The sequence below is a fragment of the Evansella tamaricis genome, assembly GCF_019042215.1.
In the GTDB taxonomy this organism is placed as follows: domain Bacteria; phylum Bacillota; class Bacilli; order Bacillales; family Salisediminibacteriaceae; genus Evansella; species Evansella tamaricis.
Window position 1 is genome coordinate 1 of the sequence record NZ_JAHQCS010000029.1, and the last position, 12,219, is coordinate 12,219.

General features: G+C 38.1%; 10 protein-coding genes. 6 read left to right on the top strand and 4 right to left on the bottom strand.

The features are described 5' to 3' along the window. Window positions 1-153: 153 nt before the first annotated feature. The 3 genes from KS419_RS01350 to KS419_RS01360 form a co-directional block, all read right to left on the bottom strand. The gene (locus KS419_RS01350; RefSeq protein ID WP_217064303.1) at window positions 154-1,035 is read right to left on the bottom strand and encodes a glycine betaine ABC transporter substrate-binding protein; all 882 of its coding nucleotides are present in this window, start codon (window positions 1,033-1,035) and stop codon (window positions 154-156) included. 76 nt (window positions 1,036-1,111) lie between these two features. Next, a complete protein-coding gene (locus KS419_RS01355; protein WP_217064304.1) occupies window positions 1,112-1,963 on the bottom strand; it encodes an ABC transporter permease in 852 nt (283 codons plus the stop codon). Next, entirely contained in the window at window positions 1,956-3,155 is a 1,200-nt protein-coding gene (locus tag KS419_RS01360) for a quaternary amine ABC transporter ATP-binding protein (protein ID WP_343215013.1), read from the bottom strand. The genes KS419_RS01355 and KS419_RS01360 overlap by 8 nt, the downstream gene beginning before the upstream one ends. Window positions 3,156-3,516: 361 nt before the next feature. On the opposite strand from KS419_RS01360, the gene KS419_RS01365 reads away from it, so the two are divergent. The 4 genes from KS419_RS01365 to KS419_RS01380 all read left to right on the top strand — a co-directional run bounded on the left by KS419_RS01365 (window position 3,517) and on the right by KS419_RS01380 (window position 7,284). After that, window positions 3,517-4,092 carry a GbsR/MarR family transcriptional regulator gene (locus tag KS419_RS01365; protein WP_217064305.1) on the top strand — a complete coding sequence of 192 codons (576 nt, stop codon included), beginning with the start codon at window positions 3,517-3,519 and terminating at the stop codon, window positions 4,090-4,092. Between the two features lie 246 nt (window positions 4,093-4,338). After that, window positions 4,339-4,884, top strand: a complete 546-nt coding sequence (gene sigX / locus KS419_RS01370) for an RNA polymerase sigma factor SigX (RefSeq protein ID WP_217064306.1) — start codon at window positions 4,339-4,341, stop codon at window positions 4,882-4,884. Continuing rightward, on the top strand, window positions 4,881-6,113 hold the full coding sequence (locus KS419_RS01375) for a GerMN domain-containing protein (RefSeq protein WP_217064307.1): 1,233 nt from the start codon (window positions 4,881-4,883) through the stop codon (window positions 6,111-6,113). The genes sigX and KS419_RS01375 overlap by 4 nt, the downstream gene beginning before the upstream one ends. 283 nt (window positions 6,114-6,396) lie before the next feature. Further along, window positions 6,397-7,284, top strand: a complete 888-nt coding sequence (locus KS419_RS01380; protein ID WP_217064308.1) for a metal-dependent hydrolase — start codon at window positions 6,397-6,399, stop codon at window positions 7,282-7,284. Window positions 7,285-7,665: 381 nt separating this feature from the next. Here the strand turns inward: KS419_RS01380 and KS419_RS01385 are convergent, their stop codons facing one another. Continuing rightward, on the bottom strand, window positions 7,666-9,069 hold the full coding sequence (locus tag KS419_RS01385; RefSeq protein ID WP_217064309.1) for a sigma-54 interaction domain-containing protein: 1,404 nt from the start codon (window positions 9,067-9,069) through the stop codon (window positions 7,666-7,668). 234 nt (window positions 9,070-9,303) lie between these two features. Between KS419_RS01385 and pruA the strand changes: the two genes are divergently transcribed. Together pruA and KS419_RS01395 are read left to right on the top strand one after the other, a co-directional pair. Continuing rightward, the gene (gene pruA / locus KS419_RS01390) at window positions 9,304-10,854 is read left to right on the top strand and encodes an L-glutamate gamma-semialdehyde dehydrogenase (RefSeq protein WP_217064310.1); all 1,551 of its coding nucleotides are present in this window, start codon (window positions 9,304-9,306) and stop codon (window positions 10,852-10,854) included. 74 nt (window positions 10,855-10,928) lie between these two features. Continuing rightward, the gene (locus tag KS419_RS01395) at window positions 10,929-12,122 is read left to right on the top strand and encodes an ornithine--oxo-acid transaminase (RefSeq protein ID WP_246593595.1); all 1,194 of its coding nucleotides are present in this window, start codon (window positions 10,929-10,931) and stop codon (window positions 12,120-12,122) included. The last annotated feature ends 97 nt before the right edge of the window (window positions 12,123-12,219 follow it).

The window sequence follows — 12,219 nt, forward strand, 5'->3', positions numbered from 1 at the left end:
GAAGTCCACTCTTTGACTTCGGTTGTCACTTCCGAAGTGCCCCGCAGCGAGTAGGCGGTGGAGCTAGACAATAAGAAAAGCGCAAGCGCCTAGGCGTTTGTGCTTTCTATTGAAAAAAGACGAAGGTTTATACCTTCGTCTTTCAAAGAGTTATTATTCGATTCCTGCTACCCATTCAGACACTTTATCTTGATTTGCTTCTACCCAAGCAGCAGCAGCATCTTCAGCAGATGTACCTTCTTGAATATCAAGCATTACTTCTTCCATATCAGCTGCAGTCCAGTAGAATTGGTCTAGAATAGTAAATGCCTCAGGATCATCTTCCTCTAAACCTTCTCTTACCATTGTAGCGATAATCTCTTCATCTCCAAAAGTTCCTTCCGGATCATCAAGATATTTAAGGTCATAGGAAGCGAACTTCCAGTGAGGTGTCCAACCAGTTACAACAATTGGCTCTTCATTGTTAAAGGCCTCTCCTAAAGCAGTAGCCATTGCTCCACTAGAAGAAGGTAAGACTTCCCATCCATCTAAATTGGCATAGTCAGTTTCCACTGCAGCTTCTGCAGCTGTCACAACACCTGAACCTGCTTCAATACCAGTAATTGTGCTACCAAGACCATCCGCATACTGATCAAGGTCCGCAATAGAATCAATTGTCATATAAGATGGAACGACTAAACCAATTTTTGCACCTTCTAAGTTGGTACCAAGGTCAACTAAGTTGTCTTTATGCTCTTCATATAAAGGTCCATGAGTAGCTGGTAACCATGCGGCAACCATACCATCTGCGTCTCCATTAGCAACTGCTTCCCACATTAGAGCATTGTCAATCGGTGTGTATGTTACATCATAACCTTGGTCTTCAAATACTTTACCAATAACGTGAGTAGATGCAACCTCAGAATCCCACTCCACATAAACTAGTTCGATAGATTTGTCTCCATCTGCACCAGAATCACCACAACCGGCTGCTAATAAAGATAAGGAAAGTCCCGCTGCGAGACCAATTTTTTTCCAATTCAGTTTTCCAAACATAAATGTTTCTCCCCTTTTCTTGTTTTAAGTATATATGGAAACTTTTCTAATAGAAAAGATACCAACAGTCTTCAAATTACTTTTTTGCTGTATTTACACTTTGTGTAAAGCGATCGATAATAATGGCAAGAATAACGATACTAATACCTGCCACGAACCCTGGACCAACTTGTGAACGCTGAAGTGCAGATACAACTTCTCGCCCTAAACCAGGGGAACCAATCATTGATGCTATTACTACCATGGATAATGCAAGCATAACCGTTTGGTTGATACCAGCCATTATCGTTGCTTTTGCCATTGGTAATTCCACCTTAAACAATTTTTGAGTACCAGTACTTCCAAAGGCGTCTGCTGCCTCTACCAGTTCTGTTGGTACTTGTCTAATACCCAAATTTGTAAAGCGGACTGTTGGGGGTACTGCGAAAATTAAAGATGCGAAAACCCCTGGGACCATACCAATACCGAAAAAGGCTACGGCAGGAATTAAATACACGAATGCCGGCATTGTTTGCATAAAGTCGAGAATTGGTTTCATAATGGATTCTGCAATTTTACTTTTAGACATTAAAATTCCAAATGGAACTCCGATAATAACAGATAAGATACTTGCAATAAGTACGAGAGTAAACGTTTCAATTAACCGATCCCATAACCCTTGGTTATAAATTAACCAGAGGCCCACTAGTGAAAAGGCAGCAAGACCGAATTTTTTTCCGGTCATGAAAAAGGCGAGTAATACAACCAACAAAATAATAATGACTGGGGGAACCTCAGACAATCGATCCGTAGACCAACCCATAAAATTACCGAGGTGCGTTCGAATAGGGTAAAAGATAAATGAAAAAGTGCTCGTTAACCAATCAGTAAATGCTTTGGTCCACTCTGCGATTGGAATTCTAGGTAAAAACTCTAGTAGACTATTCATTTTCTAAAATCACCTCGCTATCTCGGGCCAATGCACCAATCACTGCTCCACGGACAATAATACCTACTAATTTCTCATTATCAATAACTGCTACCGGGACTGGTGAATCATGAATAATATTAAAGATGTCAACCATCGGTGTTTCTTTTTCAACTTTTGGAATATCGTTCTGTAAAATATCCTTTAAGTTATTGATCTCTTTTTTTCGAGCCTCTGAAGCTGCATCGGCAGTAACATACCCTTTAAGGAGTCTATTGCTGTCCACCACAAACATGCTTGAAATACCTTCTTTTTGCATTCTTTCCAGTGCTACGCGGGGCCCGTGTTTGTCAATGTTAACGGTCTCCGGACGTTTCATAATATGTTGGGCAGTGAGTACTTTGGATCGGTCCACATCTTCGACGAATTTTTCCACATAATCGTTTGCAGGTTTAACAAGAATTTCTTCTGGTGTTCCGATTTGCACAATGGAACCATCTTTCATTAATGCAATACGGTCTCCAATTCTTAATGCTTCGTCAAGGTCGTGTGTAATAAAGATTATTGTTTTTTTCATAGTTGTTTGTAATTCCAGCAGTTCATCCTGCATGTCTTTACGGATAAGCGGATCGAGGGCTGAAAATGCTTCATCCATTAAAAGAACCTCCGGATCATTTGCTAATGCTCGGGCTAAACCTACTCGCTGCTGCATTCCTCCGGATAACTGATCAGGGAATTGATCCTCATACCCTTTTAATCCAACTAATTCTAATGAATTTAAAGCCTTGTTCCTACGACCTTCCTTATCGATTCCTTGAACTTCAAGGCCGTATTCTACATTTTGCAAGATTGTCCGGAATGGAAATAGACCAAACTTTTGAAAAACCATGCTCATTTTTTTCCGGCGAACTTCGCGGAGTTGTTGATCATTCATTTGGGCCAAATCTTCTCCATCGATCCATACGTTCCCAGAAGTAGGGTTAATAAGACGATTTAAAAGACGGACGAGAGTAGATTTTCCACTTCCCGATAACCCCATAATGACGAAAATTTCCCCGTCTTCCACTTCAAATGACGCCTGATTCACACCAACTGTCATACCAGTTTCTTTTAAAATCTCGTCTTTCGATTTTTTCTCATTTAACATCTTAATGGCTTGTTTAGGACGTTTCCCAAAAACCTTTGTTAAACTCTGAACTTTTATTTTTGGCACAAAAACACCTCATTTCATCTCAATTAACCGATTCTATTACATTAGTAATTTATAAGAAGAAGGGATATAAGATACTCCCGTACATTTCTCTAAAAAACAAATGATAACGAAATATTACTCAGCTGCTACTCACCAATTGCTTGACTTTTATACTATAAACTTTAATTTTCTAATGATCAAACTGTATATTCCTACTAAATCGTTAGAAAAGTTTGTTCAGTTAAAACTGTACATAATAAATTTAGTAAATCCTTTTAAATGCTAACGGATGCTTAATTTTTGGTATTCTACGGTAACTTTCATCTTGTATGTAGATTTGCTACCATTTAAATTAGCGATAGTGGAGGAGGTTCACAATGCAATGCCGAGCAATAATAACTATGCAGTAGAATCGGAACGATTAGAAGAAGCGCGCAATAGATTTATTACTGAAATAGCAAAAAATATACATCTATATAACATCACACCATCTGCTGGTCGCCTTTATGGAACCGTATTTTTTTCAGAAGAACCCATGACTCTTGATGAGATGAGTAAAGCATTAGGGATGAGTAAAACAAGTATGAGTACAGGTATACGTTCACTGCTTGATGCAAACATGGTCGAAAGAGTGTGGGAAAGGGGTATAAGAAAGGATCTTTATAAAGTGGAAGATGACTGGTATAAGTCCTTTTCTAATGTTTTTATTAATCGATGGAGAAATGCTACGGAATTAAATATGTCTGCTATTCAAGAAACTAAAGAGATGCTATACCAATTAAGACAAGAAACAACATTTAAAGATATTAGTAAAAAAATAGATACAGACATTGAAAAGTTAACAGAAGCAGAGAATTATTATCATTGGTTGACCGATGTTATTGCCTTATTTGAAACAGGGAAAATATTTGATATTGTTCCAAAACGAAGGGATTTAACTAAAGGAAAAAATATATAGATAAAAATATATTTATTTCTGCTATAATAAATACACATATAAATTAGAAAAGAGTGGATGTTATGAAAAACTACCAAGTAGCTCTACTCCTTTTAGTAATTGGATTTATTGGCGGGGCATTATTTTGGGTGTGGGTTTTTACAAAATAATAGTTGTAAATCAGTGTCAACCATTTTTGGGTTTGACACTTTTTTTGTAACCTAATGATATAAACATCGACTAATATTGGGAGAGGGAGGGAAGAGCGTGAGAGAGGAATTTGATCGTTTATATAAAACGTATCACCACACACTTTTCCAGTATTTATTTTATATGGTTCGTAACCGAGAAGTGGCCGAAGAACTTGTTCAAGAAGTCTATATAAAAGTACTTCATTCCTTTCAATCATTTGAAGGGAAAAGTAGTGAAAAGACGTGGCTTTATTCGGTTGCAAAACATGTTGGAATTGACTGGATCAGGAGCCAAAGCCGAAAAAAAAGAAAGTGGGAAGGAAAACAATATGAATGGAGTGAAAGGGAATTTGAGCTTCAGGATCATGCTCTATTACCTGAAGAAATCCTTCTCCAAAAAGATGAACTTCAACAAGTATACCGTATGCTAAAGCGTTGTTCTGAAGATCAGCAACAAGTTATTATTTTAAGATATATTCAATCCCTAAGTATAACGGAGACCGCTGATGTTTTAGGTTGGACTGAGAGTAAGGTGAAAACAACACAGCATAGGGCGATTAAAACACTACAGAAACATTTAGAGAATAGCAACATGATCGAGTGGAAGGAGGTAAGTGAATGACACGGAAATCAGGTTGGGATGAAGAAAAAGTGGAGGATTATCTTCGTCAATTACCTCCAGTGAAAGATAAACAGAATAAAGAAGAAATATTTCAAGCAATCCAAACAAAACTAAAAGATAAACAAGTTCAGCAGAGCAGGAAAAGTAAAAAAATAAGAACAAAAACTTGGTTCTATCCTGCCATAGCTTCCATTGCTGCCGTTTTCTTAATTCTATTAATTCTTCCATCATTTTTAAATGATCAGCAATTTTCCACAGAAGATCATACGAATGATGGGGGAACGGAACTTACTAATGGTGATTCTCAAGAAATTTCAGGAATACAACCGGAAAATGGTTCAGATGAAATGGGGATTGCAGGAATTACCGAAGGGGACATGGAAGGTACGATAGAAACCACCCCTGAGGATGGATTGAACAATATTTATACACCAATTCCAAAATCCGTTCAAGTGGATAAAGGAGATATGATTGAAACCCATGTATTCTTAGTTGGAGAACGCCAGGAAGGAAGTGCTTTTGATTCACTTGAAGATAACCTTTTCTTCGCTTTGAACTCAGAAGAATTCAGCTGGAGTGGGGTTCAAAGTGTATCGATTCAAGAAGATGGGATCATAGCAACACTTGATTTTTCAACAGAGAATCGCCGTTTAGAGAGCATGAGTGCAGATGAACAAAAGGCACTTACACAAGCGATACAAGAGTTATTTGGGTTTTATGGTATTGAAAAAGTAAGACTGACAACTAATGGTGAGCCAGGAGTTATTTATGGACAGGATGGGCCGTTGGAAGACTTGCCCATATCCTATTTAAACCGAGGATATTACCTTTTCGAAACAGAGGATGGAGAACAATATTTATTCCGCTCAGTTTCGGTTGAACAGCAATTTACCACTCCAACAGGAGATTTTCTGACTTTCGAACAAACGATTGAAAAGATGAAAAATGTTAACGAGTTAGAATGGTACCATTCTCCGATACCAAAAGATACTGAGTTTGATATCATTCACGAGGGAGACACGATCCGAATTCTATTTTCCGATGGAAGTGGAATGGAAGATACAAAGGAATATGAACTGTTTGTTGAATCCATGCTTTTGACGGCTACAGACTTTGATGATGTGGAGTATCTTATTTTTGAAAATATAGACATAGAATCCGTTGGCCCTTATCAAATGGGTGAATATTTATCAGTTGAAAATACAATTCCGAATTTAAATCATCAGTAAAATAGAAGTGCCTGAATAGAAAAATATATTCTATTTCAGGTACTTTTTTAGTTCCATCCTACTCGCTGCGGGGCACTTCGCTCGTATTCATAGGCGCTTACGCTTTTCTAATTTTTTATACTTCTCGCTTTTATTGATTTCAGTCGGCAGATTCTCTTCGGTAAAAGATTATGAGAGGAAGACACGGGGAGGGTTACCTATATAAGTATATGTATGTGGAATAATGGGCTGAATAGAGTAGTATGGATGGTGGGAATCTTAGTCTGGTTTTTGGAGGGGTTCTGTGGATACTATAACACATACATTATTTGGATTAGCTTTATATGGTTCAGTAGATAAACGTCATTTTTCTAAACTAGAAAAGCGTGCTTTGTTATTTACAACAATTATAGGTAGTCAAATCCCGGATATTGATGTAGTTTCCCAATTTTGGGATACAGAGGGACAATATCAGATGTGGCACAGGGGGATTACTCACTCTGTCTTTATGGTACCTTTTTTTGCGGCAGCCATCTATTGGGTGACCCGGTGGATTTGGAAAGTAAGAAGTCAGCTCTTTTTTTGGATGGCAACACTTTCCGTTTTTATTCATAGTACTAGTGATTTATTTAATGCTTGGGGAACAGGTTATCTTGAACCGATTTCTTCTGTCAGGGTGACCTTTGGTACAATACCTATTATTGATTTTGTTATCTGGGGGATTTTAATAGGAGCATTGGTCATTACCCGTTTTAGGAAGGACATACCAAAGCATCTCATTTATAGGTCAGCTTGGTTTGTGATTATACTACATATTTTTGTACAAACATTCCAAGGTTATATTATTTATAATCAATATAGTAATTATGAGGAAAAAGCATTATCGGCATCTTTTATTCCAACTGCATTTTCTGTTATTGGAAAATCAGATGGTGAGGTATCCATTTATAATGCCTCGTTCTTCTGGGAAGATGAGTTGGAAGTAACCCTTACTAGCAATGAAAATGCAGATTTAGATACATTATTTGAAAAAAGACCAGAGGCAAAAACCCTTTATGAGTGGGCACCATTTGTTGTAGTAGTGGATGAAGGGGATACCTTAGGAATTTATGATCCCCGTTTTTATAGGAATGGACAATCATTTTTATTTGAATATATTAGTAGGAAAGATCTCGAGCATGAGAATCCGTGAATAATATCGTTACCTGGGAAATAATTTGAGAAAACGTGGGATTACATAGGGGCTACTGTCGTATTGAGGAAAGAAAACGTCCATGAGTATGGACGTTTCTATTTTTCAAAATAAAGAATTTATAAGTTTTTGTACCTTCGGAAGTGACAACTGAAGTCGAAGAGCGGACTTCTGTTGTCATTCCTCCACTGCCCTACGCTCGTATTCATAGGCGCTTACGCTTTTCTTAAAGGTAAGAAAGCATAAGTTTTTGCACCTTCGGGCAATTTGTCCAGCTCCAGCGCCTACTCGCTGCGGGGCACTTCGGAAGTGACAACTGAAGTCGAAGAGCGGACTTCTGTTGTCATTCCTCCACTGCCCTACGCTCGTATTCATAGGCGCTTACGCTTTTCTCATTAAAATATGAAGTTTCTTTATACGGTACTGTAGGCTTTGTCTACTTAATCCTAAATCCTTTGCAGCTTGTGTAATATTCCCGTTATTTTGTTTTAATATTTGCTCCACATAGACTTTTTCCGCGTCTTCCATATATTTCTGAAGGGGCTTTGGTGGACTCCCTTCCAATACTGGCTGTGTCGAAACAGTAGGAAGTTCATAGAGCGGGAATTTTGTTCGAACGTGTGTTGGTAAATGGGAAAAATCAATTTGTTCATCGTAATTAATTAAATTCATCGCTCCCTCAATCATATGTTCTAATTCACGTACGTTGCCAGGCCAGTCATATTCTAGAAACAGATTTTTTATTTCTTCTGAAACCCCGGGCACATTCAACTGAAAACGGGAATTGTATTTCATAATAAAATGCTCCACCAGACTAAAAATATCTTCTTTACGCTTCTTTAATGGAGGGATAACAATACTCACCACACTAAGTCGGTAATATAAATCCTCCCGCAGGTTATTTTTTTGTATTGCTCGGAGGGGGTCCTCATTCATGGTGGCCAGAATCCGAACATCTATTGGCCTGTCCTTTGTATCTCCAATTCTACGAATAGTTTTTTCCTGAATGGCACGTAATAATTTTGCTTGGAGTGTTGCACTTAATGAATTAATTTCATCAAGCATAAGTGTTCCACCGTTTGCCTGTTCAAAGAGACCTGGATGTTCTGTAGCCCCTGTAAAAGCACCTTTTACTGTCCCGAACAGTATACTTTCAATCAATGTATCTGGTAAGGCCGCACAGTTTTGACTAATAAATGGTTTAGAAGAACGATCACTGCCACTGTGGATACTTTGCGCAAAAAGCTCTTTCCCTGTTCCAGTTTCCCCAATGATGAGAACGGAAGAAGTGGTTCGCGTTGCTTTTTTAGCATTTTCAATAACCTCTACTATTGCTCTACTATTACCAATAATCTGATCAAAAGTGAACTTAGCTCCTACTTTTTCTAATGAAGTGACACGGGATAAACGCTCTAGTTTTGTAATATCTTTAGCGATTTCCACAGCACCTATGATTAATCCTTCATGAATGAGGGGATAAGTATTGTTGATTGTTGTAATTTCTTGCCCTTTATAAGTAAAATAAGTCTGTTTTGCATTTTTTCGGATAGAACCTTTGTGTAATGCCTGAAGTAAGCGGCTTTCTTCTTCTGAATTAAATAGAAAGATATCCATTATATTTTTATTAAGAACATCTTTTTTATCCATGTCCTCCATTTCTGACATTCTTTTATTGTATATGACCGAGGTCCCTTCATGGTTAACTACATGTATACCAATATCAAGAGAATCTAGCAATTGCATATAGATAGGATGTAAGGTTGGTAATGTTATTAACTGGTGCATGGATAACCTCCCTCTATTCAAAAGATATATTCTTATTCTAAAGGTGTTTTCCGGAAGGGGCAAACAAATTTTGCGATTAGGGGCAAAAATATTTTTCAGTGCAAAAAACTTTTGCCCCTGGAAAACTTAAAAGGGTTGTGGTTGCAGTGTTTATATTTTGGCACGGAAATTGCATTAGTAATTAGAGTGTAAAAATAATAACAAAAAAAGTTTATTAAAGGAGTGGATTAGTCCATGGTAGTACCTTACAAACATGAACCATTTACAGATTTTACGGTGGAAGAAAACATAAAGGAATATCAGGCAGCATTAGAATACGTAAAAGGTGAGCTAGGGAAAGAATATCCTCTCATTATTGGTGGAGAAAAAATCATGACAGCGGATAAAACCGTGTCTGAAAACCCGGCTAATAAAAAGGAGATTGTTGGGTACGTATCAAAAGCTAACCAGGAGCTTGCTGAACAAGCGATGCAGGCAGCAAATGAAGCATTTAATTCTTGGAGAAAATGGGATGCTGCTGCCCGTGCAAATATATTATTCCGAGCTGCAGCAATTATCCGACGTCGTAAGCATGAATTCTCAGCGTGGTTAACGTACGAAGCTGGAAAACCTTGGAAAGAGGCAGATGCAGACACTGCGGAAGGTATTGACTTCTTGGAGTATTATGCACGACAAATGCTGCGTTTGAAAGATGGAGTAGAAATAAACTCTCGGCCAATTGAACACAATACATTTAATTATATTCCATTAGGTGTAGGGATCACCATTTCTCCATGGAATTTCGCGTTTGCGATTATGGCAGGAACTACGATTGGTCCAGTGGTAGCAGGGAATACTATCCTATTAAAACCAGCAACAACAACTCCAGTTGTGGCATATAAATTTATGGAAGTATTAATGGAAGCAGGTCTTCCTGCAGGCGTTGTAAACTATATTCCAGGTAGCGGATCTGTTATCGGTGACTATCTCGTTGATCATCCAAAAACAAGATTTGTTAATTTCACAGGTTCAAAGGAAGTTGGACTACGAATAGCAGAACGTGCATCAAAAGTACAAGAAGGTCAAATCTGGATGAAGCGTGTAATTGCGGAAATGGGTGGAAAGGATACCATTATCGTTGATAATGAAGCTGACCTTGATCTTGCTGTAGAATCTATCGTTTATTCTGCATTCGGGTTTTCTGGACAGAAATGTTCCGCTTGTTCCCGTGCAGTAATTCATGAGGACGTATATGATGAAGTTCTTGAAAAAGTAGTAGCAAAAACAAAAGAATTAACGGTCGGACCAACGTTTAAAGATAATTCTAACTTTATGGGACCACTTAACGATCAGGCTGCATTTAATAAAGTAATGGAATACATTGAAATTGGAAAGCAAGAAGGCAAGGTCCTTGCTGGTGGTGAAGGGGATTCTTCTGAAGGTTATTTCATTAAACCTACAGTAGTTGCCGATGTTGATCCAAAGGCGCGACTAATGCAAGAGGAAATCTTTGGACCAGTTGTTGCATTCTCGAAAGCAAAGGATTTTGATGAACTGATTGATATCGCTAATAATACGGAATATGGTCTTACTGGTGCGGTTATCTCTAATAATAGAGATCATTTAGAACAAGCTCGTCAAGATTTCCATGTTGGTAACCTATATTTCAACCGTGGTTGTACAGCAGCGATTGTAGGATATCATCCATTTGGTGGATTTAACATGTCCGGAACAGACTCTAAAGCAGGTGGACCTGATTATCTATTAAACTTTTTACAACCAAAAACTGTATCAGAAACGTTTTAATTTTTAGTGGAAGAGACTTTTTAGTCTCTTCCTTTACTAAACCAAAATAAGTTGTGTCGAAGGGTGTGTGCTGGATGTCTGAAACAAAACAAATTATTAACCTAACAGAAAAGTATGGAGCAAAAAACTATCATCCGCTACCAATTGTAATCTCAAAGGCAGAGGGAGTTTGGGTGGAAGATCCGGAAGGGAACCGGTACATTGATATGCTCAGTGCCTATTCAGCAGTTAACCAGGGGCATCGTCATCCAAAACTTATTCAAGCTTTAAAAGATCAGGCAGACCGGATTACTTTGACTTCACGTGCTTTCCATAATGATCAATTAGGGAAGTTTTATGAGAAGGTCTCAGCGTTGACTAAGAAAAATATGGTTTTACCAATGAACACAGGGGCGGAAGCAGTTGAAACAGCAGTGAAAGCTGTACGTCGTTGGGCATACCGGATAAAAGGTGTTCCAGAAAATCAGGCAGAGATCATTGTTTGTGAAGACAATTTTCATGGACGAACGATGACAGCGGTTTCCCTGTCGTCAAATGAGGCTTACAAGAAAGATTTTGGTCCTATGCTTCCTGGAATCAAAGTGATTCCATTTGGGGATATTGAGGCGCTACAGAAAGCAATAACTCCAAATACAGCAGCATTTTTATTCGAGCCGATCCAAGGGGAAGCGGGAATAAATATTCCCCCAGAAGGATTTTTAAAGGAAGCATTTAAGCTTTGTAAAGAGGAAAACGTATTATATGTGGCAGATGAAATTCAAGCAGGTTTAGGACGCTCTGGAAAAATGTTTGCTTGTGATTGGGAGAATGTAGAACCAGATATGTATATTTTAGGTAAAGCACTAGGTGGAGGTGTTATGCCAATTTCTGTTATATGTGCCAATGAGGATATACTGGGGGTTTTTGAACCAGGATCTCATGGTTCAACCTTTGGGGGGAACCCATTGGCATGTGCTGTTTCCATTGCAGCCCTTGACGTTATTGTAGAAGAAAACCTTGTTGAGAGGTCCTTACGACTTGGGGAATATTTCATGGGGAAATTAAGGGAAATTAATAATGATGATATCAAGGAAATAAGAGGAAGGGGTCTCTTTATTGGGGTAGAGATGAATGGACCTGCCCGTCCTTATTGCGAAAAATTAAAGGAACAAGGCCTTCTATGCAAAGAAACACATGAGAACGTTATTCGATTTGCTCCTCCACTTGTTATATCCGAAGAAGATCTAGATTGGGCAATTGATAAGGTTCAAAAAGTCCTTTCCAAATAAGCTGAAATAAGAATGGTAAAGCATAAGCTAGTAATCTATTTAAAATGGAGGAGATTTCGTAAAGAGACGATCTCTCCTCTTTAAAGAATATAAAAAT